General features: G+C 47.8%; 25 protein-coding genes and 1 riboswitch. Of the genes, 24 read left to right on the top strand and 1 reads right to left on the bottom strand.

Annotated features, from left to right (window positions below; translation table 11 throughout):
• The first annotated feature begins 174 nt into the window (after nt 1–174).
• From MKY35_RS00130 to MKY35_RS00190, 13 genes are all read left to right on the top strand, one after another.
• The gene (locus MKY35_RS00130) at nt 175–1,458 is read left to right on the top strand and encodes an HD domain-containing protein (RefSeq protein WP_029519386.1); all 1,284 of its coding nucleotides are present in this window, start codon (nt 175–177) and stop codon (nt 1,456–1,458) included.
• Between the two features lie 42 nt (nt 1,459–1,500).
• Nucleotides 1,501–2,271, top strand: coding sequence for a TatD family hydrolase (locus MKY35_RS00135; protein WP_340953559.1), 771 nt, complete (start codon nt 1,501–1,503; stop codon nt 2,269–2,271).
• Between the two features lie 201 nt (nt 2,272–2,472).
• Nucleotides 2,473–2,756, top strand: a riboswitch (cyclic di-AMP (ydaO/yuaA leader).
• A 271-nt stretch (nt 2,757–3,027) separates the two neighbouring features.
• On the top strand, nt 3,028–4,176 hold the full coding sequence (locus tag MKY35_RS00140) for a G5 domain-containing protein (RefSeq protein WP_342445268.1): 1,149 nt from the start codon (nt 3,028–3,030) through the stop codon (nt 4,174–4,176).
• A gap of 146 nt (nt 4,177–4,322) precedes the next feature.
• Entirely contained in the window at nt 4,323–4,868 is a 546-nt protein-coding gene (gene rnmV / locus MKY35_RS00145) for a ribonuclease M5 (protein ID WP_013308117.1), read from the top strand.
• A gap of 7 nt (nt 4,869–4,875) precedes the next feature.
• Complete coding sequence (gene rsmA, locus MKY35_RS00150; RefSeq protein WP_254351755.1) at nt 4,876–5,760, top strand: 16S rRNA (adenine(1518)-N(6)/adenine(1519)-N(6))-dimethyltransferase RsmA; 885 nt, start codon at nt 4,876–4,878, stop codon at nt 5,758–5,760.
• Between the two features lie 55 nt (nt 5,761–5,815).
• Complete coding sequence (gene yabG, locus MKY35_RS00155; protein WP_023986432.1) at nt 5,816–6,712, top strand: sporulation peptidase YabG; 897 nt, start codon at nt 5,816–5,818, stop codon at nt 6,710–6,712.
• Between the two features lie 201 nt (nt 6,713–6,913).
• Nucleotides 6,914–7,195 (top strand): Veg family protein, encoded by a 282-nt coding sequence (locus MKY35_RS00160; protein ID WP_013308120.1) that lies wholly within the window; start codon nt 6,914–6,916, stop codon nt 7,193–7,195.
• A gap of 162 nt (nt 7,196–7,357) precedes the next feature.
• A complete protein-coding gene (locus MKY35_RS00165) occupies nt 7,358–7,537 on the top strand; it encodes a small, acid-soluble spore protein, alpha/beta type (protein WP_007428013.1) in 180 nt (59 codons plus the stop codon).
• A 144-nt stretch (nt 7,538–7,681) separates the two neighbouring features.
• Nucleotides 7,682–8,536 (top strand): 4-(cytidine 5'-diphospho)-2-C-methyl-D-erythritol kinase, encoded by an 855-nt coding sequence (gene ispE / locus MKY35_RS00170; protein WP_029519377.1) that lies wholly within the window; start codon nt 7,682–7,684, stop codon nt 8,534–8,536.
• Between the two features lie 181 nt (nt 8,537–8,717).
• Nucleotides 8,718–9,545 carry a pur operon repressor gene (gene purR / locus MKY35_RS00175; protein ID WP_013308122.1) on the top strand — a complete coding sequence of 276 codons (828 nt, stop codon included), beginning with the start codon at nt 8,718–8,720 and terminating at the stop codon, nt 9,543–9,545.
• 175 nt (nt 9,546–9,720) lie between these two features.
• Complete coding sequence (spoVG, locus tag MKY35_RS00180; protein WP_007428016.1) at nt 9,721–10,008, top strand: septation regulator SpoVG; 288 nt, start codon at nt 9,721–9,723, stop codon at nt 10,006–10,008.
• 345 nt (nt 10,009–10,353) lie between these two features.
• A complete protein-coding gene (gene glmU, locus MKY35_RS00185) occupies nt 10,354–11,751 on the top strand; it encodes a bifunctional UDP-N-acetylglucosamine diphosphorylase/glucosamine-1-phosphate N-acetyltransferase GlmU (RefSeq protein WP_342445269.1) in 1,398 nt (465 codons plus the stop codon).
• 59 nt (nt 11,752–11,810) lie between these two features.
• Nucleotides 11,811–12,764 carry a ribose-phosphate diphosphokinase gene (locus MKY35_RS00190; RefSeq protein WP_013308125.1) on the top strand — a complete coding sequence of 318 codons (954 nt, stop codon included), beginning with the start codon at nt 11,811–11,813 and terminating at the stop codon, nt 12,762–12,764.
• A 67-nt stretch (nt 12,765–12,831) separates the two neighbouring features.
• Here MKY35_RS00190 and MKY35_RS00195 read toward each other — a convergent pair whose 3' ends face one another.
• Nucleotides 12,832–13,032 (bottom strand): hypothetical protein, encoded by a 201-nt coding sequence (locus tag MKY35_RS00195; RefSeq protein ID WP_029519375.1) that lies wholly within the window; start codon nt 13,030–13,032, stop codon nt 12,832–12,834.
• A 196-nt stretch (nt 13,033–13,228) separates the two neighbouring features.
• On the opposite strand from MKY35_RS00195, the gene pth reads away from it, so the two are divergent.
• From pth to yabQ, 11 genes are all read left to right on the top strand, one after another.
• Complete coding sequence (gene pth, locus MKY35_RS00200) at nt 13,229–13,789, top strand: aminoacyl-tRNA hydrolase (protein ID WP_274483390.1); 561 nt, start codon at nt 13,229–13,231, stop codon at nt 13,787–13,789.
• 86 nt (nt 13,790–13,875) lie between these two features.
• Entirely contained in the window at nt 13,876–14,106 is a 231-nt protein-coding gene (locus tag MKY35_RS00205) for an anti-sigma-F factor Fin family protein (RefSeq protein WP_007428020.1), read from the top strand.
• Between the two features lie 134 nt (nt 14,107–14,240).
• The gene (gene mfd, locus MKY35_RS00210; RefSeq protein ID WP_342445270.1) at nt 14,241–17,768 is read left to right on the top strand and encodes a transcription-repair coupling factor; all 3,528 of its coding nucleotides are present in this window, start codon (nt 14,241–14,243) and stop codon (nt 17,766–17,768) included.
• Nucleotides 17,752–18,870, top strand: coding sequence for a peptidylprolyl isomerase (locus MKY35_RS00215; protein WP_342445271.1), 1,119 nt, complete (start codon nt 17,752–17,754; stop codon nt 18,868–18,870). The genes mfd and MKY35_RS00215 overlap by 17 nt, the downstream gene beginning before the upstream one ends.
• 167 nt (nt 18,871–19,037) lie before the next feature.
• Nucleotides 19,038–19,580 (top strand): stage V sporulation protein T, encoded by a 543-nt coding sequence (gene spoVT / locus MKY35_RS00220; RefSeq protein ID WP_029519371.1) that lies wholly within the window; start codon nt 19,038–19,040, stop codon nt 19,578–19,580.
• A gap of 141 nt (nt 19,581–19,721) precedes the next feature.
• The gene (locus tag MKY35_RS00225) at nt 19,722–21,380 is read left to right on the top strand and encodes a polysaccharide biosynthesis protein (RefSeq protein ID WP_342445272.1); all 1,659 of its coding nucleotides are present in this window, start codon (nt 19,722–19,724) and stop codon (nt 21,378–21,380) included.
• A 156-nt stretch (nt 21,381–21,536) separates the two neighbouring features.
• Nucleotides 21,537–23,036, top strand: coding sequence for a nucleoside triphosphate pyrophosphohydrolase (mazG, locus tag MKY35_RS00230; RefSeq protein WP_342445273.1), 1,500 nt, complete (start codon nt 21,537–21,539; stop codon nt 23,034–23,036).
• A 333-nt stretch (nt 23,037–23,369) separates the two neighbouring features.
• Nucleotides 23,370–23,642 (top strand): HU family DNA-binding protein, encoded by a 273-nt coding sequence (locus MKY35_RS00235; RefSeq protein ID WP_007428028.1) that lies wholly within the window; start codon nt 23,370–23,372, stop codon nt 23,640–23,642.
• Nucleotides 23,642–23,920, top strand: coding sequence for an RNA-binding S4 domain-containing protein (locus MKY35_RS00240; RefSeq protein ID WP_016818913.1), 279 nt, complete (start codon nt 23,642–23,644; stop codon nt 23,918–23,920). Before MKY35_RS00235 ends, MKY35_RS00240 begins: the two co-directional genes overlap by 1 nt.
• A gap of 179 nt (nt 23,921–24,099) precedes the next feature.
• On the top strand, nt 24,100–24,384 hold the full coding sequence (yabP, locus tag MKY35_RS00245; protein ID WP_025721693.1) for a sporulation protein YabP: 285 nt from the start codon (nt 24,100–24,102) through the stop codon (nt 24,382–24,384).
• Nucleotides 24,381–24,959 carry a spore cortex biosynthesis protein YabQ gene (gene yabQ, locus MKY35_RS00250; RefSeq protein ID WP_342445274.1) on the top strand — a complete coding sequence of 193 codons (579 nt, stop codon included), beginning with the start codon at nt 24,381–24,383 and terminating at the stop codon, nt 24,957–24,959. Before yabP ends, yabQ begins: the two co-directional genes overlap by 4 nt.
• Nucleotides 24,960–24,961: the final 2 nt, after the last annotated feature.

Genomic DNA, 24,961 nt, shown 5'->3' on the forward strand with positions numbered 1-24,961 from the left:
GCTTTACTCATGTGCATTGCCTTATCTTATTGATGATTTATTGAATTTGTCGATTTGGAAATGTCGAAAAACTATAATTCGACATATTACGACAAAGAATGTCGAATGAGGGAAATGCTTTAGGATTTTATTGTATTTTAATCCATTATTCCGAATATTAAAGGAGCTGATATCTTGCACCAGCCACTCAGTGAAGAAAAAGTATTTAAAGACCCGGTACATAATTACATCCATGTTCAGGATACTGTGATATGGCGGTTGATCAACACGCCGGAGTTCCAACGTTTACGCCGCATACGGCAGCTAGGCACGTCGTATCTTACGTTTCATGGAGCGGAGCATAGCCGGTTTTCACACTCATTGGGCGTATATGAGATTACGAGAAGTATTATTTCTCAATTTGAACGTGGAGATTTCCCAGATTGGCCGAAGGAGGAAAGGCTGGTTGCTCTGTGTGCGGCTCTATTGCATGATGTGGGGCACGGCCCATTTTCACATTCAATTGAGGAAGCCTTTCATATGAACCATGAGGATTGGACATGCCGCATTGTACTGGGAGACACGAAGATCAACGCCGTGCTACGGCAAGTCGACGAGAAGCTTCCACAAAAGGTGGCTGCGGTTATAGCCAAAACGTATGATAAGCCGATTGTTGTTAACTTGGTGACCAGTCCGCTAGATGCCGATCGTATGGATTATTTGTTGCGGGATGCTCATTCGACAGGTGTCAACTACGGCACGATTGATTTGGATCGTATTTTACGACTGTTGCGTCCTCATAATGGGAGAATTGTTGTGAAGGAATCAGGCATGCATGCAGTAGAAGATTATTTAATGTCACGCTATCAGATGTATTGGCAAATTTATTTTCATCCTGTAACACGCAGCTCGGAGATCCTTTTACGTAAAATTTTCAAGCGAGCAAAGGAATTGTTTAAAAATGGATATGAGTTTGGTTTTCTGCTGGACCCGCTGCCGGATCTGTTGAAAGGAGAGCTTACAGTAGAGCAATATCTGATGCTCGATGAGTCATTAATTCAGACCGTATTTAGCCAGTGGAAACGAGAAAAGGACGAAATTTTAAGTGATTTGAGCAGCCGCTTTATGGACCGTAGATTGTATAAATATGTAGAGATTGAAAATATGGATACAGATACCATTGACAGTATTCGGAAAGCTTTGGAAGAGGCTGGTTTGCACCCTGAATATGATTTTGAAATTGATTTTCCGACGGATCTTCCTTATGATGTGTTTCGGCAGGGTGGCTCGACGGACAACCAGATTTTACTGCTTGGACGTCAGGGCGAGGTGAGCGAAATTTCCGAAGTTTCGGAAATTGTACGCTCCATAAGTGGTATTCACCGAGGAAAATATCATATGTATTTTCCTCAGAATAAATTGAACGCGGTAAAAGACAGGCTTCCTGCCGAAATAAGGAATTATTTTGTCAAAGAATAGACAACTATATAGAAATGTAAGTAAAAAAAGGAGATGTAGACCTTGGATTTATTCGACACTCATACTCACTTGGATGCGCCACAATTTGACGAAGATCGTGAAGAAGTTATAGCACGTGCTGTCGAATCAGGAGTAACGCGGATGATCAATATCGGATTTAATCGTGAGACCATTCCATCCACCATGAAATTGGCCGAGACGTATGATTTTATTTATGCGGCAGTTGGATGGCACCCACAGGATGCGATTACAATGCAGGAGGGCGATCTAGAATGGATTGCATCGTTATGCAGTCATAAGAAGGTCGTAGCCATAGGAGAGATCGGTCTGGATTATTATTGGGATACATCACCGAAGGATGTTCAGCATCGGGTGTTTCGAAATCAAATTGGTCTGGCTCGTGAGCTCAAAATGCCCATTGTTATTCATAACCGGGATGCCCATGAAGATATTGTTAAGATTTTGCGTGAGGAAAAAGCGAGTGAGATTGGCGGAGTCATGCACTCCTTTTCTGGGAGCTGGGAGACAGCCCAAATGGTGCTGGATATGGGATTTCACCTTTCCTTCGGTGGTCCAATAACGTTTAAAAATGCCAAGCAGCCCAAAGAGGTGCTCGCACAGGTGCCACTGGACCGTCTGCTCATTGAAACGGACGCGCCCTACCTGACGCCGCATCCGTTTCGCGGGAAGCGAAATGAGTCTGCGCATGTGAGACTGGTAGCAGAGGCTGCAGCCCAAATCAAGGGGATTACAGTGGAGGAATTAGTGTCAATAACGACCCAAAATGCCTTGGAACGATTTGACATTCAATAAAAAAGCGAAGAAATCGATCAAAATAAAGAGATAGACGAAGCTAATCATGAATTTGTTGCAGGAAACTCGAGAATATTACAATATTTTAACCGAATATTTTGAAAAATGTACTTGAAACCTGCTTTACAACATGCATGGAAACAGGATATCATCTTTTCAGTGAATTGTTGTTTGAATGTAAACATCAACAAGTCATTTCATGAACCAGTCTCGCTGAGTCCCTTTTACAGGGAACGGGGGAACCGATATGGCTTACAGTACGTCCGGCTTATGTGCAAGAAGGGAACGTCTCTTCCGCCAGCCGGCTCGACCTTAAATTCTTTTCCCAGATGGGATTGAACAGGTAGAGGAGCCGTATTTCGATTTCTTTCTGGGTCTTTGGGGTGAATGTGAAGGCGACCGCCATGAGCGGTTGACCCAAGCTAGGGCGACTCTCTACGTCCGAACCCGACAGCTAACCCCGTAAGCGTAACAAGAGAGAAGCCATCTCGTGCATGAGTTTTCCCGCATATTCACACATGCCGGAAGCCACGAAAGAGCTCTCTAGTCTCTTTCTTTGGCTTTTTTTGTTGTGAATAAAAGAAAATCTGTCATCATACTGTGGTTAAACAGGGGAGGACAGCATGCCGCGAAGACGGGTACATGGTGCAGGACAGTCGCAGTTTGGGCTTGTCTTGTAGAAAATCTGTTATAGTCACGTCAAATCTCAACTATGTCTTACTCCAGACGGCGGGCTATGTAAGGAGGACGGAGGAAATGGGCATTTTCCAAAAAGAGGAGACCCATGAGTCACGCTCATCCAGCATGTCTTACGTATTGCGTTGGAAGCAAGAGAATGTGCGCCAGGCTGCTTTGGTTGCTATTTTTCTAATCGCGCTAACGATTATGATTTCAATTCTGATGTACACGCAATCTAAAAAACAAGTCTTTTTTGTCATTGATGGCAAGGCATCTGCGGTAGAAACCCGGGAATCCAAGCTTCAAGATTTGCTGAGCGAGCATTCCATTTCACTTCAGCCGCATGATACAATTTCTATGCCGCTAAATGGAGCAGTACAGGATGGGGATCGCGTAGTCATTAAACGTGCCAATCAAGTTAAAGTATCTTCAGGCAATGAGACGAAAAAGCTGTACACAACAGAAAATACAGTAGAAGGTGCCATTCGTACCTCGGGCTATAAATTATCGTCAACGGATAAAGTTTATCCTGCGTTGGATGCCTCTGTTTCGTCTAACATGGACATAAAAATCGTCCGTGTGAAGAAACAGCAGGTCGAACAGAAAAAACAGGTGCCTTATCAGGTCATCAAAACGGCCGATCCGAGTCTTTATAAAGGCGATAATCGGGTCATTCAAAGCGGCAAATCGGGTGTGGTAGTCCAGCACGTTCAAAAGGTATATCATGATGGAAAGTTGGTATCCAAACAGCTGGTTAACAAGGAAGTTGCACAGAACCGTGTGGATAAGGTTATAGCGGTAGGAACGAAGAAAAAGCCGGTCGTTCTTGCTGCTTCCGTCGGTCCCAATGATGCGGTTAGGGCAACAACGGTTAGTTCGGGCAATGCTGTCCGTAAAGCAGGCGTCAATTTTAAATATAGCAAAGTTTTACAAAATGTCTCCATGACGGCGTATTCCTCACAGGAGCCAGGTATCGGTACACGTACTGCATCCGGCACGCGCGTGACGGAAGGCCGTACCATCGCTGTCGATCCGAGTATAATTCCAATCGGCTGGTGGGTGTATATCGAAGGGGTGGGCTTCCGCCGTGCGGAGGATACCGGTGGCGCGATTAAAGGCCACAAAATCGATGTGTATTATGAGAGTTTGAGCCGAGCCAACCAATTTGGTCGTAAGCACGGTAAAACCGTATATGTTATCGGACCGGTAAAGCCTGAAATCAACTAAAACAGGTTGTGTATGTTGAGGGCAATGCGATAGTATTAACAACATAGTTATGCCATGCTAAGAAGAGGATATCCTCTTCTTATTTTGTTTTCAAAAGCAGGGAAAGATAAATATAGCTTGCTGTGTAGCAGTGGAGGGAAATGCAAATGATCAAGGAAGTGATCGTGGTAGAGGGCCGGGATGATACGGTGGCCATTCGCCGCGCTGTTGAAGCGGATACGATAGAAACTGGCGGCTCAGCCATTAATAAAATGACGCTGCGTAAAATTGCATTGGCGCAGGAGCGGCGGGGGGTCATCATTTTAACCGATCCCGATCATGCAGGGGAGCGCATCCGTAAGATTATCGCTTCCAAGGTACCCGGCTGCAAGCAGGCCTTTATACCCGAGGCAGAAGCGACGCGCAAAGGAGATATTGGTGTGGAGAATGCCTCACCGGAAGCGATCAGACACGCTCTCGCACGGGTTCATACGACAGTAGAAGGCGCCGATCCGCTGATTGAGTGGGCGGACCTGATTGATGCTGGACTTATCACCCACCCCAATGCTGCTGCACGCCGTATGGCCTTAGGGAATGTGCTGGGTATTGGTTATTGTAACGGAAAGCAGCTACATAAACGGCTCTCTGTATTTCAGATCAGCCGCGAGGAATTTGCCGGAGCGCTGGCACAAATTGAAAGTGAAGGATTGTGATATTCGTATGACAGGGATTCAAGATATAGCAACACCGCGGCGTACGAAGGAAATTATTCAACGGCACGGTTTTTCGTTCAAAAAGAGTTTGGGACAAAATTTCCTGATTGATCAAAATATTCTCAATAAGATTGTGAATGCTGCCGGATTGGATGAGACGAAAGGCGCACTTGAGATTGGTCCTGGAATTGGCGCCTTGACCGAGAAGCTGGCGCAATCGGCCAAGGTAGTTACCGCTGTCGAGATTGACCAGCGGCTGCTGCCAATTCTCGAAGAAGTGTTGGCCCCTTATGAGCATGTGAAGGTACGTCATGGAGACGTGCTGAAGCTGGATTTACGCGAGGTGTTTGCAGCTGACTTTGCAGACGTGAGTAAAGTAAGTGTCGTGGCTAATCTGCCGTATTACGTTACTACACCGATTCTGATGAGGCTACTGGAGGACAAGCTCCCTTTGGAGAATATCGTCGTTATGATCCAAAAAGAAGTGGCTGAGCGTATGGCTGCGTCTCCTGGAACGAAGGATTACGGCAGTCTGAGCATTGCAGTACAATATTACAGCGAACCTGAATTAGTCTGTATTGTGCCGAATACAGTATTTATTCCCCAGCCGAATGTGGAGTCTGCAGTCATTCGGTTGCGTGTACGGGAAGCCCCTCCGGTGGAAGTGGTGGATGAGAAGCACTTCTTTGAAGTGGTTCATGCTGCTTTTGCCCAGCGTCGTAAAACCATCTCCAATAACTTAAAAAGCCGTTTCTTCACCAAAGAGAACAGGGACACGCTGGAGCCGCTGTTGCAACAAGCTGGTATTGAACCCTCCCGTCGAGGAGAAACGCTAAGTATTGAGGAATTTGCGCGTCTCAGTGCTGTTCTGTTGGAGGCAGGTATATCCTAAGCTGGAACCAAACTGTGCATTTACCCATACGATATACGAGGGGTGATACAGTGTGATGAGTTTAGGAGACTTGGTCGTTCGGAAATCGTACGGCGGAGATGTCACGTTTCGCGTTGAGGACATCCAGCGGGATAAAGCGATCATTAAGGGAATAGAATTTCGGTTGCTGGCCGATTCCCCAGTGAACGATCTGGTCAGAGTGCCTGCAGACCAGATTAGCGGTAAGACTCAGCAGGCACACATTAAGGCTGGTGAGTCTCTTAATCTGTTGCAACGGGCCCGCCAGCAGCAAGCTGCTCGTAGTCAGGCAGCTCTGGTTGGGGACTGGAGTGATCCGGTCGAGTCAACGTATTTTGAAATGCCGGGAAAGGTTCTTCATCTGGATGGAGATCCCGGCTATTTGAAAAAATGTCTCAGTTTATATGAACAGCTCCGTGTTCCTGCAGAGGGACATCACGTTCATGAATCGGCAATGGCGGATACGTTGTACCGGCTGCTTCCCCGTATCCGTCCGGATATTGTAGTGATTACCGGACATGATGGCGTGCTAAAGCAGCCACAGCCTTACGATTTGTACAGCTTGAAAAGTTATAAAAATTCGCAAAATTTTGTGGCGGCAATTCAGGTAGCAAGACAATATGAACGTCATCTGGATTCGCTGACCATTGTAGCGGGGGCGTGCCAGTCCCATTTTGAGGCGCTGCTGCGTGCGGGAGCGAACTTCGCCAGCTCACCAGGGCGTATCCTGATTCACGCGCTGGATCCCGTTTACGTGGCTGCCAAGGCAGCCTTTACTTCGATCCGTGATACGGTGAATATGGGGGACCTGTTTCACCAGACAATCAGCGGCAGTCGCGGAGTGGGTGGAATTGAAACTAGGGGAAGCTATCGCATCGGCCTGCCGAAGCTTGAAAATTTGTCAACGCTTAAAGTAACGCCTTCAGCAATCTAGGATTCAAATGTGCCAATAGGATTGACTTGAACAAAAAGCCTCTGTTTTCAGAGGCTTTTTGTCATTTTTTATATAAATTATTCCTGTTCGCAAAAAATTAAATTGACAACTTATTTTTCGTGTTGTTATAATATTTAGCTCGATTTGACAATCCCTCTAAAATTCGTTATAATGGACAAGGAAAGAGGTGGTCGTTAGGCAATGGCTAAAAATACGCTGTTGGAAATCAAACGCAGTCTCGACGCACATGTAGGGCAAAAAATTTTGCTGCGGGCTAACGGCGGACGCCGTAAGACCGTCGAACGAACTGGTGTCTTGGAAGAAACGTACCCTTCTGTTTTTATCGTCAAGCTGGATCAGGAGCAACAGACGTTTAAACGTGTCTCCTACAGCTATGCTGACATTCTTACCGAGTCGGTGGAAGTCAGCGTATATGATCCCGACTCCCATACAAGTGTAGTCGAATATTTTGAAACACCTTAATTCATTTCGTGATTTATACCAGCTTTGCAGGTTTAACGACGGCTTCGTCATTTCAAATGACGGGGCCGTTTTGTATATACAGAGCAGGATGAAGCATGACATCTCTGCACATACTAAGCCGGGAATGATCTTCCTTATTCCATTTCCGAAGGGGGCGTATGTATGAGCAGAAGAAGACGGAGTGTCATGTCGGAGGAGCTAAAGTACGAGCTGGCCAAAGATCTTGGATTTTACGACACGGTCAAGGAAGAGGGCTGGGGAGGCATTAAAGCCAAGGATGCGGGCAATATGGTCAAGCGGGCCATCCAGCTTGCTGAGCAGGCTGCTTCTCGCAAATCGTAGCCATCGGTGGTGCTGATGAAAAGCGGGGATATCCGGGATTAGACCGGGTCATCTCCGCTTTTTTGAACCTCATGACTTGACACGCTGAGTCTGATATAATATGTTAAGCTGTCTTGAGGGAAAAGTTGAAGGTGGGTGAACGCCTTGAAAATATATGAAAAAGCACCGGCGAAAATCAATTTAATGCTTGATGTTCTACGTAAGCGGGACGATGGTTATCACGAGGTCGAAATGATTATGACTATGGTCGATCTGTCTGACCGATTGACGATGTCCGAGTTACCGCGTGATACCATTATTATTTCAAGTCAAGCCGGGTACATACCATTGGATGAAAAGAATTTGGCTTTTCAGGCTGCGCGTCTGATCAAAGAACGTTATAACGTGTCTACTGGCGTCCACATCCATCTGGATAAGCATATCCCGGTGGCAGCAGGGTTGGCGGGTGGAAGTAGTGATGCTGCAGCAGCGCTGCGTGGACTGAACAAGCTATGGAAGCTTGGTATCTCGGATGCCGAATTAAGGGTGCTGGGTGCGGAGCTGGGCTCAGATGTACCTTTCTGTATTACAGGGGGTACAGCTTTAGCGAGTGGACGCGGAGAACTGCTCAAGCCACTTCCGAATCCGCCACAATGCTGGGTGATCCTTGCGAAGCCGCCGATTAATGTATCGACGGCTGAAGTGTATGGTCGTGTCAAAGCAGATCAGATTACGCACCACCCGTCTGCCCGCCAGATGGAGCATGCGATCCGTAACGCTTCTTTTACCGATGTATGCAACGCGCTGGGGAATGTACTGGAGGATGTAACACTAAAGCTGTATCCAGAGGTAGAGCATCTTAAAAACTCCATGATCCGCTTAGGAGCAGACGGTGTGCTGATGTCAGGTAGTGGACCCACGGTGTTCGGACTGGTATCGAAGGAAGCCAAAGTGCCACGGATTTACAATGGACTAAGAGGGTTTTGTAAAGATGTGTACGCAGTACGACTTTTGACCTGATTTTAGATATTTCTTTCTTATTATAGTGGCAATTGTTGTACAAATACGTACGAAGATGATATATTTACTATTAAATATTCGGATTTCACTATATCACTTACATTCCGCCAGCAACCGGCCAGTCCGCCGGTGCTTTACTGTACGAAGCGGGCGGCAGGAGAATAGATCGCGAGGAATTGTTGTGAAAAAACTTAAAAGAAGCTCACGATTGGTGGAAATGACGCAATTTTTATTGTCACGGCCGCATACGCTGGTGCCTCTTACTCATTTTGCGGATCGCTATGGGGCAGCTAAGTCGTCCATAAGCGAGGATCTGGCCATCATCAAGGAAGTATTTGAGGATGAAGGTACTGGCGAGCTTCTGACGCTGGCGGGAGCGGCAGGGGGCGTGAAACTGATCCCGAGGCTTTCCAAGCAGCATGCGCTTGCGTTTGCGAACGACCTGTGTGCGCAACTGGAGCAGCCTGACCGCATATTACCAGGAGGGTACCTGTATTTGTCCGATTTGCTGGGCCAACCTGCGATGATGAACGAAGCTGGTAAAATATTCGCGACCGCTTTTGCCAATCGTCAGATTGATGTGGTTATGACGGTGGAGACCAAGGGTATTCCACTTGCCTATGCAACCGGAGCACAGCTGAATTTGCCAGTCGTTCTCGTACGGCGTGATCATCAGGTGACAGAAGGCTCGGCTGTAAGTATTAATTATGTTTCAGGATCACAAAAGAGCCTGCATACGATGTCTTTATCCAGACGTGCGATGCGTGAGAAGTCGCGTGTGCTCATCGTAGATGATTTTATGAAGGCCGGTGGCACGATTCAGGGGATGGTCGACTTGCTGGCTGAGTTTGATGCTGAGGTGGCCGGTGTAGGTGTGCTGGTAGAATCGGGCGAGGTGGAGAACGAAGAGCGCCTGCTGCACGATTATATTTCACTGGCGAATCTGACCGCAGTCGATTCTCGAAGCAAGCAAATTACGGTCAAGCTGGGCAATTATTTTGATGAGTGAACAGGGCAGTAAATTGTCACAATCCATCATAAAATACCTAAATATGTCGAAAAGAAATCTTTTCAAAAAAATTACCTGAATTTAGGATACGAATTGCCGAAAAAAAGAAGGATTTCGAACTGCTGTGTGGAATGTATACACCAAGTCCTATTTGGAAAAAGGTGGTGAAACACACATGCAGATTACGGATGTTAGACTCCGCCGAGTGAACTCAGAAGGAAGAATGAAGGCGATTGCATCCATTACGATTGATAACGAGTTCGTTGTTCATGACATCCGAGTTATCGACGGTAATAACGGGATGTTCGTAGCTATGCCAAGCAAACGAACTCCAGACGGAGAGTTTCGCGATATCGCTCACCCGATATCTTCAGGAACCCGTGAGAAGATCCAAGCTGCTGTATTGACTGAGTACGAACGTGCGGCTGTGGATGAAGAAGTTGCTATTGAAGAAGGCGCTTAATTCGCCTAAAGCAGGATTGGGGAACAAAAGAAAAAGAGAGCCACTAACTGTGGCTCTCTTTTCTTTTTGTCTGGAATGAGATATATTCTTTAGTGAGTTAACAGTCAGTTTTAAGGCAACTTGGAGCCATCCGGGCTGCCGAAGCGGCTTTTTCATAAGACAGGGACTAGGCAGCGATGCGTCCCGGGGATGAATGTCCAGCACAAGCTGGCCTGAAAAAATAGCCATTAACCAAAGGTTCACCGTTATTTTTCAGGAGGATTGTGAAAAGTTAAGCAAAATCTGATCTGGGAATTAACGTTTTAGCCAAGGGGTAACTGTTATTTTCAGGATAGGAGGTTGGACTTGTTGGAAAGGTTGGCAGTCATTCTTGCCGCAGGGCAGGGAAAACGTATGAAATCCAAATTATATAAAGTTCTGCATCCGGTGTGCGGAAAACCGATGGTTGGGCATGTGCTCGACACGGTTCGTGAAATCGGTGTGTCCCGAAGTGTAGTCGTCGTGGGTCATGGAGCAGAGGCGGTACAGTCTTATTTGGGACCGTCGGCAGAATATGCGCTTCAGGCAGAGCAGTTGGGAACGGGCCATGCTGTTAAGCAAGCCAAGGACTTGCTCGGTCAGGAAAAAGGTACAACCATTGTCATTTGTGGGGATACTCCTTTGATCACAGCGGAAACGCTGGAAGGCCTGGTGCAATTGCACGAGAGCCGTGGGGCAGCTGCGACGATTTTGACCGCTGAGTTGGACGACCCGAAAGGATATGGACGAGTTATCCGTGATGCCTCCGGGGCCGTGCTCAAGATCGTGGAACAGAAAGATTGTTCACCTGAGGAGGATGCTGTCCGGGAGATCAATACGGGAACGTACTGCTTTGACAATGCCAAGCTGTTTGCAGCGCTGGACAAGGTAACGAACACCAATGCACAGCAGGAATATTATCTGACAGATGTCATTGGTATTTTGCATGGTGAAGGTGAACAGGTTGAGGCGTATTTGACAGATGATGTGTCTGAATCCATCGGTGTTAACGACAGAATCGCTTTGTCGGTAGCTGAGGGCTATATGCGTGAGCGCATCGTTCGCAAGCATATGCTGAATGGTGTCACTGTCATTGATCCGTCTTCTACCTATATCGGGAGCGAGGTTGTTATTGGTTCCGATACGGTACTGTATCCAAACACATGGCTGCATGGTCAAACACAAATCGGAGAAGATTGTGTGATTGGTCCGCAGGCTGAGATTCAGAATACGATTATCCATTCAGGCGCAACGGTAAAACATTCGGTGTTGAACGAAGCGGAAGTGGGAAGCAGTACATCTGTGGGGCCGTTTGCTTATCTGCGTCCAGGCGCGAAGCTTGGCGAACATGTGAAAATTGGTGATTTTGTTGAGGTGAAAAATGCGACCATTGGAGATCATTCCAAGGTGTCTCATTTGAGCTATGTCGGTGATGCCAAGGTGGGTACAAACGTAAATATTGGCTGCGGGGCAATAACGGTCAATTATGATGGATATAATAAATCCATTACAGAAATTGAAGACGATGCCTTTATTGGTAGCAACGTGAATCTGATCGCCCCGATTAAGATTGGAAAAGGTGCTTATGTTGTAGCAGGCTCCACTGTAACACATGCTGTCCCTGATAACGATCTGGCCATTGCCAGACCACGTCAAGAGAACAAAGTCGGATATGCGGACAAAATCCGCGCACGTGCCAAAGCGAAGAAGAAAAGATCGGAATGACCTTAATCAGCAAGCTAATGAATCTGTAATGAATGAACCAGCACGGAGGGTTTCTATTAATGACTTATTGCGATTCCAAACTCAAAATATTTACTTGTAACTCCAATCCGAAGTTAGCCCACCAGATTGCGGACTACATCGGCATCCCAATGGGGGAATCCCATACCACATCGTTTAGTGACGGTGAAATCCAGGTGAAGCTGTCGGAAAGTGTACGCGGCTGCCATGTGTATATTGTGCAGTCAACTTGTCTGCCGGTTAACGACAACTTGATGGAGTTATTGGTTATGATTGATGCACTTAAACGCGCTTCTGCCAAAAGTATCAATGTCGTTATGCCATATTATGGTTACGCTCGTCAGGATCGTAAAGCTCGTTCACGTGATCCGATTACAGCGAAACTTGTCGCTAACTTGATTGAAAAGGCGGGGGCTCACCGCGTAATCAGTATGGATTTGCATGCGATGCAGATTCAGGGGTTCTTTGATATTCCAGTGGATCATATGCTGGGAGCACCAATTCTGGCCCAATATTTCCGTTCCAAGCAAATTGAGAACCCGATTGTCGTTTCACCCGATCATGGCGGGGTTGTTCGTGCGCGCAAGCTGGCGGACTTCCTGAGTGCGCCGCTCGCTATTATTGATAAGCGTCGTCCAGAGCCAAATGTCAGTGAAGTGATGAACATCATCGGGAACATTGAGGGTAAAACGGCTATTTTAATTGATGATATCATTGATACAGCCGGAACGATTGTATTAGGTGCAAATGCGCTTAAAGAAGGCGGCGTAAAAGATGTGTATGCGTGTTGTACACATGCCGTACTGTCTGGTCCTGCGATGGAAAGACTGGAGAATTCGCCATTAAAAGAGGTGGTTGTGACGGATACAATCCCGATCGTTCACCCGAATCCGACAAGCAAGCTGAAGGTATTGTCTGTGGCTCCATTAATGGGAGAAGCTATCATCCGTGTGCATGAAGAATTGTCGATCAGCAAACTGTTTGAAATCGAATAAGCGCTGGCTCATTAAAAAGGGGTTGCCTTTTCCATGTGGAAAAGGTAACCCCTATCAGCATGTCAGGCTAAAAGCCTGGGCGAGATATGAATGTGAAACGTTGACGATTGTATAGTGTGTCCTCTATTTCGACGAAATGCTCATTAAAACGCGCAACGATGCCAATCTGGATATGTACATTCCCGTCATAAACCTGGACAGGAACGGAATGTTTTAAATGATATAGAAAATGGCTGTCATATAAGAGGATATCACCTTGATTGAGCATACCGGCACGCACCTTCCTATTCATAACAGGATTTTACAAAATTCGATTCCAGTCGCTCCAAAGTGCAATATATAGACGAACTAGACCATTTCGATCTATATATTGTTCATTGAAAGTCGCTTATTAGATTTTTGCAAAATCCTCAATACAACTATTTTACCAAAAAATCCAGACTGTGAAAGAGGGTGTCAAGGTTATGAAGTGGATTGTAGGATTGGGCAACCCCGGTCCCCAATACGAGAAAACGAGACATAATGTCGGATTTATGGCATTGGATGCTCTTGCCTCGCGTCATAACATCCAGATTAACCAAAGTAAATGCAAGGCGTTGATTGGAGAGGGCCACATTGGTGGCGTAAAAACCGTACTGATTAAGCCAATGACCTATATGAATCTATCAGGCGAGTCTCTACGTGCTTATATGGACTATTATAAGGCCGATATGGAAGATCTGATTGTCGTGTACGATGATCTGGATACAGAAGTCGGTAAAATAAGATTGCGTTATCAAGGTAGCGCAGGCGGCCATAACGGCATTAAATCGATCATTCAACATACCGGCACGCAGTCCTTCAATCGGATTCGCATGGGCATTTCCCGCCCGGAGCCTGGACATGCTATTGTCGATTATGTTCTAGGTACCTTTCCAAAGAAGGAAAAAGAATTGCTGGCCGGAATGATCGAGGACACGTGCAACGCCTTAGAATACAGCTTGAGTCATCCGTTTGAACGGACGATGGCTGAATTCAACAAGTAAGTTTAGACGTAGGTAGACGGGCTTAAATGGAAGATTGTTGGACATACTGAAAGGTATAGAAAACTTTCAGGAGGCATATACATTACATGGTTGTTAATTATGTATGCAGACATTGTCGAACTTTCTTGGGACGGATTGATTCCGCTGCAATAACCGAAGAAAGGTTAGGCTTCCATTCCTTGACCCCTGCCGAACGTAGAGATATAATAGCGTATAATTCGGGCGGTGAAGTGACCGTCAAAGTCATTTGCGAGCATTGCAGTCAGGCACTGGAGAATAATCCAGAGCTGAGTCTGCTCGTTAATCCGCTCCAATAACAGGTATTCAACTGGTCCGATGTACCAGCTTGAGAGGTGAAGCGGCAATTCCGCTTATGGAGCCTTGGCAGCATTGCTGAGGCTTCTTTTTCGGTTTACATGTAACTATTTATAAGCATAAAGGGGTGCCTTTTTTGTTACAAGCACTTATTCAGGCTTTTACGAAGGATGCTGATTATGCATCCATTGCAGCAGGCATATCATCAGGGATGAAGGAACAACTGATATCAGGTTTATCAGGCTCTTCCCGACAGGTACTGATGGCCGCGCTTGCCGAAGATACCGGACGACCGTTAATGGTCATGACGCACAATATGTTTGCCGCTCAAAAAATAGCAGATGACTTACAGGAAGCGCTTTCTCCTGATCAGGTTTTATTGTATCCTGCCAATGAGCTGGTAGCTGCTGAAGCAGCCATATCCAGTCCAGAGACCTTATCCCAACGAATTGATGTATTGATACGCTGCGCCCAGGGTTTTCGTGGGATTGTTGTCGTGCCGTTTTCTGGTGTCCGACGTTTATTGCCAATGCCGGAAACATGGCGTGAGGCTCGTATTGAGCTGAAAGAAGGCGAAACGATTCAGCTGGAAGCATTTTTGCTACATATGGTCGAGATGGGATACCAGCGTGTAGAACGTGTGGAATCACGTGGAGAGATGAGCGTACGCGGAGGAATTATTGATTTTTATCCAATGACAACCCGTTGGGGCTATCGTGTGGAGCTGTTTGACGATGAAATTGATTCGATCCGCAAGTTTGATCCGCAAGATCAGCGCTCGGTGGAAAAGGTTCAGGACGTTACCGTAACGCCATGTAAGGAAGTTATTGCGAATAACCAGCGTATGGATCAGGCGGCGGATGCCGCTGCTATTTTGTTGGAGGAGCAGCTGGGCAAAATGACGGATCGTCAAGCTAAGCAGCATCTGAAAGAAGAGATCCATCGTGAAATTGAGTTGCTGCGAGAGCATGTGTATTTTGACGAAATCTATAAATATATCTCCCTGCTGTATCCTGAACGTAAAACCCTGGCAGATTATATGCCGGAAGATACGATTCTGATTATTGACGAACCGGCGCGTATGCTAGAAACAGCCAAGCAACTGGAACGGGATGAGTCAGAATGGAATCTGCATTTGCTTCAAAACGGTAAAACGTTACCGCAGCTAGAACTGTCAGACGACGCGGACAATCTGCTGTACAACCGAAGATTTCAGACATTGTTCCTGTCGATTTTCCTCCGTCAGGTTCCTCATACCCAGCCGCAAAATATTTTGAACTTCATCTGCCGAGGCATGCAGGATTTCCACGGCCAAATGAATGTGCTCAAGGCGGAGATGGATCGTTGGCGCAAAGCTGGCACACAGGTTATGATGCTGGCGAGTGGAGATGAACGTCTGGACCGGATGCGCCGAGTGCTTGAGGATTACGGTATTGATGAGCCGACGATGGCTATCGGTAATCTGCAAAGCGGTTTTGAAATGCCGTCTATTCACCTGGCGGTCATTACCGAGGGTGAAATGTTTTCCCAGAAGCAGCGGAAAGCTCGTAAGCAGGGCCGCCATGTGGATAATGCAGAACGGATTAAAAGCTATAGCGAGCTGAAGGTGGGCGACTACGTCGTACACCAAAATCACGGGATCGGGAAGTACATGGGGATCGGCACGCTGGAGGTTGGCGGTATCCATAAGGATTACATGCATGTCCTCTACGCGGGTGGAGATAAGCTGTCAGTGCCGATTGAACAAATTGATCTAATTCAGAAATATGTTGGCTCAGAGGACAAGGAACCCAAGATTTATAAACTGGGTGGCAATGAGTGGACACGGGTTAAAAGTAAGGTGCGCAGCTCGGTTCAGGATATTGCGGATGACTTGATCAAGCTATATGCAGAACGACAGTCAGCACCAGGGTTTGCTTTTGAAAAGGATTCACCGGAGCAACAAGAGTTTGAGGATATGTTCCCGTATGATGAGACACGTGACCAGATTCGGGCGATTGAAGAGATTAAGAAGGACATGGAGCAGAGCCGCCCGATGGATCGTTTGCTATGCGGTGATGTAGGTTACGGCAAAACTGAAGTTGCGATTCGTGCTGCTTTTAAGTCTGCTATTGAAGGCAAACAAGTAGCGGTGCTGGTACCGACGACGATTTTGGCACAGCAACACTATGAGACGTTCCGTGAACGTTTTTCAGGGTATCCGTTCAATATTCAGGTATTGAGCCGTTTCCGCTCGCGCAAAGAGCAGAATGAAACGATTAAAGGGGTCCGGCAAGGCACGGTCGATATTGTCATTGGTACCCATCGTCTGTTGTCGCAGGATCTGGTGTTTAAGGACCTCGGAATGCTGATTGTCGATGAAGAACAGCGATTTGGCGTAACCCACAAGGAAAAGCTGAAGAAGCTGAAAACGAACGTAGATGTGCTGACGTTAACGGCAACACCTATTCCGCGTACGTTGCATATGTCCATGCTGGGTGTACGTGACTTGTCAGTCATTGAGACGCCACCGGAAAACCGTTTTCCAGTGCAAACGTATGTGGTTGAGCATAGCCAGACTCTAGTCCGTGAGGCCATTGAACGCGAGATGGCACGCGGAGGGCAGGTGTACTATCTGTATAATCGTGTGCAGGGTATTCAGGAGATGGCTGCAGAGATCAATGCGCTCGTACCGGAGGCCAAGGTGGGCGTGGGTCACGGACAAATGTCCGAAACCGAGCTGGAGAAAACTATTTTGGATTTCCTGGATGGTGAATATGATGTGCTGGTCAGCACCAGCATTATTGAAACTGGCGTGGATATTCCCAATGTGAATACACTCATTGTGCATGATGCCGATAAAATGGGGCTATCCCAGCTTTATCAGCTGCGTGGGCGTGTAGGTCGTTCCAATCGGATTGCCTATGCTTATTTCACGTACCAGCGGGATAAGGTGCTCACGGAAGTGGCGGAGAAGCGCCTTCAGTCGATTAAAGAATTTACGGAGCTGGGCTCCGGCTTCAAGATTGCAATGCGCGATTTGTCCATCCGCGGCGCGGGTAACTTGCTTGGCGCTGAGCAGCATGGATTCATCGCATCCGTCGGCTTTGATCTTTACTCGCAGATGCTGGCTGAGGAAATTAATAAACGTAAAGTCAGCGTACTTGGAGAAGAGGATCAGTCCAATCGCAATTGGAGTACGTCGATTGATTTAGGCGTCGATGCTTACCTGCCGGGTGACTATATTTATGACAGCATCCAGAAAATTGAGATTTATAAAAAGGTTGCAGCGGTCAGTACCTTTGACGAGGCTTCTGAACTGGAGGATGAACTGGTCGACCGATTTGGCGATCTGCCAGAGGCTGTGCGTCATTTGCTAGCCGTGGCCCGTCTCAAGGTATATGGACGCATGTATGGCATCGAGTCCATGGTACAACGGGATGACAATATCGTGTTGAAATTCCATGAAGGGCGCCAGCAGGCGGTACAGACCGCCAAACTTGCCGAGATTGGCAATCGCTTTGAAAGACGTGTACAATTTGAACAGGGCACTTCTATGAGCGCACGCATAAAGGGTAAAGGTCTAAGTGATCCACAGTTGTTAGAACTGCTGGAACAATTTTTGAGTGCATTGAAAGAAGCATTCACATTGAAGGAGGAACTGCAAAATGCCACAACTAAATAAAAGAAAACCTTGGAGAATGCTCTCCTTGGGAATGGCAGCGCTGCTAGCTATATCCGTTCTGGCAGCATGTACGAAGCAAGCGGATGAGAACAAGGTCAAGGATGAACCGAAGGACAACAGCAAGGTTGTCGTGACCTATAAGGGTGGAACGATTACCGAAAATGAGTTCAACCAAGAAATCAGCATGATGAAATTCCTGTACCCGGAATATGAGGCTGCGTTAGCTTCGGATCAGGTACGAGAGCAAATTGTAAAGCAGGAAGTGGTGTACAAGCTTCTGGCGGCTAAAGCGGACGACAAAGCCAAGGAGCAGGGTGCCAAAGAAGGGAACGAACAACTGGAGCAGTATAAAAAGTCAGTCGGAGAAGATAAGTTCAAGACATTTCTAAGTGATAAAAAACTGACCGAACAAGGTGTGAAAGATTACTTCACGCGTGTAATGACGGTAATCAACAGCGAAACTAACAAAGTAACAGATGACCAGCTAAAACAGGAATTTGAGAAAAATAAAGATCAATTCACGACAGCAACCGTGCGTCATGTATTGATTAACTTCCAAGATCCTAAAACAAAGAAAGAGCGCAAAAAAGAGGATGCTCTCAAGCTGGCGAAAGAAGTGAAAGCGAAGCTGGACGGAGGAGCGGATTTTGCGACGATTGCCAAGAAATATTCAGAAGACCCAGGTTCTGCGTCTAACGGAGGTCTGTATGAGAATGCATCCGTAGCGCAATGGGTACCTGCCTTTAAAGAGGCCGCTGAGACTCAACCGATTAACAAAATCGGTGAGCCGGTGGAAACGGAATACGGATATCACGTGATCAAAGTGGAGTCCCGCAATGAGCCAACGTTTGATAAATTGAAAGACAACGAAAAGGCTGCCCTGAAAAATAAATTGGCCGGGGAAAGTATCCAAAACTTTACCGAAAATGATTTGACGAAACTTGATTTGAAAATCAATCTGCCGAAGGTACCAGCTACGCAAGAGAAAAGCGGTGCAACTTCCGGTGCCGGTAGCACAACTACACCGGGCGCAGCAACAAACGGTACGGGCGATGCCAAGGCAGGAACAGCCAAAGATGGAGCTACAAACGAAGGTAAATAACTGAACATGCATAAGGAATTGGGAACAGATGAATACTATGGTCAGATATCACCATAAACACCATGACCGTGACGTTCTTCGTGACCGCTTCTGGGGGAGTGGAAGCGTCTTTCGATACCGTCAGTAGTTTACTAAATTCTTCTTGAGAAAGTGGGGCAACATGTGAAATGAAAGCTACTGGTATAGTTCGCCGTATTGATGACCTTGGGCGGGTAGTTATTCCAAAGGAAATTCGCCGCACCTTGAGAATTCGTGAAGGAGATCCGCTTGAGATTTTTGTGGATCGTGACGGAGAAGTCATTTTGAAAAAGTATTCACCTATTGGTGAACTTGGTGATTTCGCCAAAGAATATGCTGAGTCCCTGTTTGAAAGCACGGGCCATATTACAATGATTACCGATCGGGACACCATTATTACGGTGGCTGGAGGCTCTAAAAAAGAGTTTCTGGACAAGCCAATCGGTAGCATTATCGAAGGTAGTATGGATAATCGCAAAACTGTGCTGGAGACAGCCAGCGGCTCTTATGAGCTAACGCGAGACCACGAAGAAACACTCTCGTCCTTTGTGGCGGCTCCCATTGTTTCCGGTGGTGATCCCATTGGTTCCGTTGTATTGTTGAACAAGGACGAAAATGTAAAAATGTCCGAAATGGAGGTCAAAATGGCTGAAACAGCCGCTGGCTTCCTGGGCAAACAAATGGAACAGTAACATCCCGTTTCACCCCTGTATGACGTACAGAATGGCGAAAGCCGTACTACGTTGCACAGGGTTTTTTTTCTTTCCGTGAGAAGAGGCGGTATAATAGGACTCGGGTAAGATGCATATTTCAGGTGGGAGTGGAGACGGAGAATGCAGGAAAATCGCGCCGCTTCGCGGCTGCTACGAGGTGCTGTCATTTTGACACTGGCAGCGGTAGCGAGCAAGCTGATCGGCACAGTGCAAAAAATCCCGCTGCAGAATATCGGCGGCGACGGCGTGTTTGGCATTTATAATACGGTTTATCCTTTTTATACGCTGTTCATTACCATTGCAGCTGCTGGATTTCCGGCTGCAATATCCAAATTTGTAGCTGAGTTTGAGGCAGTGGGAAACCGAGCAGCGGGGCAACGTATTGCTCGGTTATCTTCGCTTGTCTTGGGTGTCTTCGGATTGATCCTGGGCGTGCTGATGTATACGTGTGCGCCGCTCATTGGTCAATGGATCGACAATGCTCATGTCATTCCGTCGGTGAGGGCGGCGGCGTTTGCCTTTTTGTTCGTGCCGGTTATGGCGGGACTGAGAGGATATTTTCAAGGTTTGCAAAATATGCTTCCGACTGCTGTTTCCCAAGTGACGGAGCAGGCGATACGGGTAAGCGTGATGATTATACTGTTGCTGCTCATGCTGTCACAAGGAGCGGGAGCAGATATGATTGCTGCCGGAGCCGTGTTTGGTTCAGCAGCAGGTGGAGCAGCGGGCTTGGTCGTCATGTTGCTATATTGGCGAAATCACAGGAAGAGGCTTAGAAGGCAAGGGACGGTCATGGCGACAGTGCAAGCACAAGCTGGAGAGCTACACCCAGCGGAAAGCAATGGTGCCTTGTTAAAGGCGCTACTGCGTTATGCCCTGCCTGTTTGCCTTGGAGCGCTAGCCGTTCCGTTAATTAGCCTAGTAGACACATTTACTGTACCTCGCTTGTTAAAGCAGGAGGGGTTGGACGATACTGCGGTTATGGTGGCCTTTGGCGTGTATAACCGAGGTCTGCCGCTGGTACAGCTAGTCATGATGTTTGCCACCACCCTGTCGGCATTATTCATTCCATCGCTGGCTGAGGCCCGGGTAACCGGCGGTACGGAACTGGCACGTCGCCAGTGCGAGCAATCGCTGCGCTGGTTTTGGCTACTGGGACTGGCCGCTGCGACAGGCTTGATCGTGCTGGCTGTGCCCGTCAATGTGATGCTGTATGCGGACGACACCGGCAGCGGGGTCATGCGCTGGATGGCGCTAACCGCCGTAGGCGGCACGCTCAGCATCATCTCGGCTGCGCTGCTGCAAGGGCTTGGCGCAGTTCGCGCGCCGGCTCTGGCGATGCTCGCGGCCGCAGCAGCCAAGGCGCTGCTAAACTGGCTGCTCGTGCCGCAGCTAGGCACGGCTGGAGCCGCCATTGCGGGGGCTGTCGCCTATCTGCTGGCGGCGGTGATCAACATCGTGCTGCTGGCTCGCTTGGTAGGCCTGCGCGCGAGCTGGTCCGCCAGCGTACTCAAGCCAGCGGCGCTGCTTATCGCCCTGGCTGGTGCGGCCGGGGCAGCGATGTGGGGCACCAGCGCTGTGCTGGGTGCCTTGGGGTGGGCTGCCGAAGGTCGTGCCACGGCAGCCGCGGAGAGCCTGCTGGGCGTAGCCGCAGGCGCCGTTGTATTCGTGATCGGCCTCGCACGCTTGAGACTGATCACGGAAGCCGAGCTTGTGGCGGTGCCCAAGCTCGGACGCCCGCTGGCAGCCGTGCTGCGCAGGCTACGTGTACTGGCTTAGCCAGGCATACGGCTTACGGCGTGAATCGGCACAGCCATTTTATGAGCCTATACCACTTTGTGGTATAGTAATGCCAAAGCAAAGGAAGCGGAAGCGGGGTTAGGCCGTGTATTTTTTCGAGCATGAGCCTTGTTTCTGCGAAACGGAGGATGGGATATGAGCGTAACATTAACGGTCGTAGGTCTGGGCTCGGGAGATCCGGATCAGCTTACGATAGGGATATTGAACAAAATGCGAGGCGCTTCAGCGCTGTACCTGCGGACCAAGGAGCATCCTGCGGTTCAAGTGCTGAATGAGTTTGAGGTGGCTTTTGAGTCGTTTGACGAGGTATATGAGACAAAGGAGTCTTTTCCAGAGGTATACGAGGAAATTACCAGCCAATTGATTACGACGGCTGCTAAGGCGGCAGACGGAAGCGAAATCGTCTATGCGGTTCCCGGTCACCCTATGGTGGCAGAAGCAGCGGTGCAGTTGCTTAAGGAGCGTTGTCCTGCGCAAGGGATTGAACTGAATATTCTGGGCGGCGAAAGTTTCCTGGATGAAGCTTTTGTGCGTCTTGGTTTTGATCCGATTGAGGGTTTTCAGCTGCTGGATGCAGGAACACTGGATGCCAGCTGGTTCCAGCCTCAGCTGCATACGCTGATCGGACAGGTGTATGACACCTTTACGGCTTCTGATGTGAAGCTGTGCCTGATGGAGCGGTATCCTGACGATTATGAGGTATATGTCGGTCACGCTCTTGGGGTAGAAGGGGAGGAAGCGGTGCACAAGGTGCCGCTGTACGAGCTGGATCGAGTAGAGGGCTACGGGAACCTATCCTTGATATACATACCTCGCAGTGAAGATGAGGCGCTGAAACGGCGTTCTTTTGACCGTCTACACGAGATTGTCGATATTTTGCGCAGCCCGGAAGGCTGTCCTTGGGATCGTGAACAGACACATCAGTCGATCCGCAAAAATCTGATCGAAGAAACGTATGAAGTCATCGAAACGATAGATGAGGACGACCCTGAGCATATGAAGGAAGAGCTGGGCGATCTGTTGTTGCAAATTTTGCTGCATGCCCAAATGGAAGAGGAAGTCGGAACCTTCAATGTGTATGATGTAATTCAGGGGCTGAATGATAAGCTTATTTTCCGTCATCCACATGTATTTGGTGACAATCAAGCGAATGATGCGGAAGAGGCGCTGCAAAACTGGGAGCAGATGAAGGCTGAGGAAAAACGGCTTAAAGGCACGACGGCAGCATATCCTTCTGTACTGGACGGGGTTCCGCGTGATCTGCCTGCTCTTATGAAATCGTACAAGCTCCAGAAGAAAGCAGCTAAAGTGGGCTTTAACTGGGATAGCATTGAGGGCGTATTCGATAAATTGGACGAAGAAGTGGCTGAGCTGAAGGAAGCGGTTCGTGAAGGGCATGCTGTGGAAGCCCAGTTGCTGGAGTTAGGCGATGTGTTATTTGTTGCCGTGAATGCAGCCCGGTTTATGGGAGTAGACCCGGAAGAGGCATTGTCGGCTACCAATCGCAAATTTGTCGACCGTTTCCAGTATATTGAGCAGAAATTACGCGAGCAGGGGCGTCGTCCCGAAGAAAGCAGCGTAGATGAAATGGAGACTTACTGGCAGGAAGCGAAAAAGCTCCTTGGTAAAGCGTGATTCCACATATTCGCTTTTGGATGCACAGAACAGTAAAATGAGACATATGCAGGGTTGAAAGAAGGCCCAGTTTGAGAGGACTTGCCAATGGGCAGAGTTTTGTAGTAGGATGTTGGCTTAACTGGGGTCGAATAAAAAAACGCCTGTCATTGCAGGATTTTTACGGACAAGCCAGAATAACTTGTAGTAATTCTGAAAATAACTGTAGCTTATAGTTAAGCGTGTTACAGTGACATTCAGAAGGGCTTCGGCCACAGTTGGACCTCACGTCTGCTCCATCAATGGACATGCAGCGTGATGATTATTTTTTGACATTTGGGAGGCTTTTATCTTATGAACAAGACAGATCTGATCAACAATATTTCCAGCAAAAGCGGTTTGAGCAAACGTGACGTTGAAGCTGTATTGAATGGCGTTCTTGGTGAAATTACAGATGCACTCGCTAGCGGTGACAAAGTGCAACTGATCGGCTTTGGTACTTTCGAAACACGCAAGCGTTCCAGCCGTACAGGCCGCAATCCACAAACCGGTAACACGATTGAAATTCCAGAATCGACCGTTCCTGCTTTTAAAGCCGGTAATAAGCTTAAAGAAGCCGTTAACTAATGCGTCTTGATAAATTCTTGAAAGTCTCGCGGCTGATTAAGCGGCGTACGGTAGCTAAGGACGTCTCCGAACAAGGGAGAGTGCTGGTGAACGGACGCGAAGCCAAGCCGAGCAGTGCGGTCAAAGTAGGCGATGAAATTACCGTCCAGTTTGGCCAGAAGCTGGTGACCGTGCGAGTGGAACGGCTCGCCGACACTACACGCAAGGACGAGGCTGCAAGTATGTACACGTTGGTAAAGGAAGAGCCTATTGCCAGGGACAATGGTTTGAACTGGTAAGCAGACATCTGATTTTCTCACAACTGTACATGAAAGCATTCCTTCATTATTTTATGAAGGAATGCTTTTTTTTCTTTAGATGACGAGTTTTCGTCCATCATATGCTGATTAACAGCAAAAGCGGTTCTAAATCATACGGCCCCCTTCATAAGCTAAGAACAGAAGGAGGGGTACATGCCATGATTGAACAAGGGAAGTCGAAGCACCATGATCTGCGCATGCAAAGCCGCAAGCAACTCGATATTTCAGGCGTCAGCAATGTGGAGAGCTTTGACAGTGAAGAATTTTTGCTTCAGACCGAGTTGGGGCATCTCACCATTCGCGGACAACATTTACATATCAAAAACCTCAGTCTAGAAGAGGGACTGTTGTCCATTGAAGGTCTGATTACTTCCCTCGTCTACCTGGAGCCCGGGGCCCCGGCTAAAAACGGAAAAAGCCTATTCGGCAAGATATTCAAATGAACCCTTACACGCAATGGCTGACGTTAACGTGGATGCTGTTGTCGGGCATAGCCATGGGAGTGGTGTTTGACAGCTACCGGGTGCTGTCCATCCGCTTTCATTTTGCCCGCTGGAGCGTTCATATATTGGACGTGCTGTACTGGGTGGCCTCGGCTTTGTTTATTTTCCGTGTGCTTTACGCGAGTAATCGCGGTGAGCTGCGGTTTTATGTCTTTTTAGGACTACTTTTGGGGGTTTGGCTCTATTTTTGGGTCTTTAGTGTTACAACCCAACGTTTTGTGGTAATGTTATTAGAGATAGTTCGCAGACTGACGTTGATCGTGAACAGCATACTGCGCATCCTGATTGTTCTTCCGGTGTTAGCGCTGTATCGGCTGTTACGCAAGCTAGTCGGATGGACATGGGCACTTATTGTGTTCCTGGGAAGGATGCTGATATACATCCTGATGCCGGTTTGGAAGCCGATCCTATGGCTGATCGGTCCACTTAAAGCGCGCTGGAGGACTCCAGAGTCGCTCGTAAAGCTGGGTATCAGACTGAAAAACACAGCGAAAAGATGGTTTGGAAGGAGGTAGTA

Origin of the sequence: Paenibacillus sp. FSL L8-0638, assembly GCF_038593075.1 — a bacterium.
Classification (GTDB): domain Bacteria; phylum Bacillota; class Bacilli; order Paenibacillales; family Paenibacillaceae; genus Paenibacillus; species Paenibacillus polymyxa_D.

Excerpts from the sequence above, each read along its gene's own strand:
- MKY35_RS00140 (WP_342445268.1), top strand. The coding sequence starts at position 3,028 with ATGGGCATTTTCCAAAAAGAGGAGACCCATGAGTCACGCTCATCCAGC.
- rnmV (WP_013308117.1), top strand. The coding sequence starts at position 4,323 with ATGATCAAGGAAGTGATCGTGGTAGAGGGCCGGGATGATACGGTGGCC.
- rsmA (WP_254351755.1), top strand. The coding sequence starts at position 4,876 with ATGACAGGGATTCAAGATATAGCAACACCGCGGCGTACGAAGGAAATT.
- yabG (WP_023986432.1), top strand. The coding sequence starts at position 5,816 with ATGAGTTTAGGAGACTTGGTCGTTCGGAAATCGTACGGCGGAGATGTC.
- MKY35_RS00160 (WP_013308120.1), top strand. The coding sequence starts at position 6,914 with ATGGCTAAAAATACGCTGTTGGAAATCAAACGCAGTCTCGACGCACAT.
- MKY35_RS00165 (WP_007428013.1), top strand. The coding sequence starts at position 7,358 with ATGAGCAGAAGAAGACGGAGTGTCATGTCGGAGGAGCTAAAGTACGAG.
- spoVG (WP_007428016.1), top strand. The coding sequence starts at position 9,721 with ATGCAGATTACGGATGTTAGACTCCGCCGAGTGAACTCAGAAGGAAGA.
- MKY35_RS00190 (WP_013308125.1), top strand. The coding sequence starts at position 11,811 with ATGACTTATTGCGATTCCAAACTCAAAATATTTACTTGTAACTCCAAT.
- MKY35_RS00195 (WP_029519375.1), bottom strand. The coding sequence starts at position 13,032 with ATGCTCAATCAAGGTGATATCCTCTTATATGACAGCCATTTTCTATAT.
- pth (WP_274483390.1), top strand. The coding sequence starts at position 13,229 with ATGAAGTGGATTGTAGGATTGGGCAACCCCGGTCCCCAATACGAGAAA.
- MKY35_RS00205 (WP_007428020.1), top strand. The coding sequence starts at position 13,876 with ATGGTTGTTAATTATGTATGCAGACATTGTCGAACTTTCTTGGGACGG.
- MKY35_RS00215 (WP_342445271.1), top strand. The coding sequence starts at position 17,752 with ATGCCACAACTAAATAAAAGAAAACCTTGGAGAATGCTCTCCTTGGGA.
- spoVT (WP_029519371.1), top strand. The coding sequence starts at position 19,038 with ATGAAAGCTACTGGTATAGTTCGCCGTATTGATGACCTTGGGCGGGTA.
- MKY35_RS00225 (WP_342445272.1), top strand. The coding sequence starts at position 19,722 with ATGCAGGAAAATCGCGCCGCTTCGCGGCTGCTACGAGGTGCTGTCATT.
- mazG (WP_342445273.1), top strand. The coding sequence starts at position 21,537 with ATGAGCGTAACATTAACGGTCGTAGGTCTGGGCTCGGGAGATCCGGAT.
- MKY35_RS00235 (WP_007428028.1), top strand. The coding sequence starts at position 23,370 with ATGAACAAGACAGATCTGATCAACAATATTTCCAGCAAAAGCGGTTTG.
- MKY35_RS00240 (WP_016818913.1), top strand. The coding sequence starts at position 23,642 with ATGCGTCTTGATAAATTCTTGAAAGTCTCGCGGCTGATTAAGCGGCGT.
- yabP (WP_025721693.1), top strand. The coding sequence starts at position 24,100 with ATGATTGAACAAGGGAAGTCGAAGCACCATGATCTGCGCATGCAAAGC.
- yabQ (WP_342445274.1), top strand. The coding sequence starts at position 24,381 with ATGAACCCTTACACGCAATGGCTGACGTTAACGTGGATGCTGTTGTCG.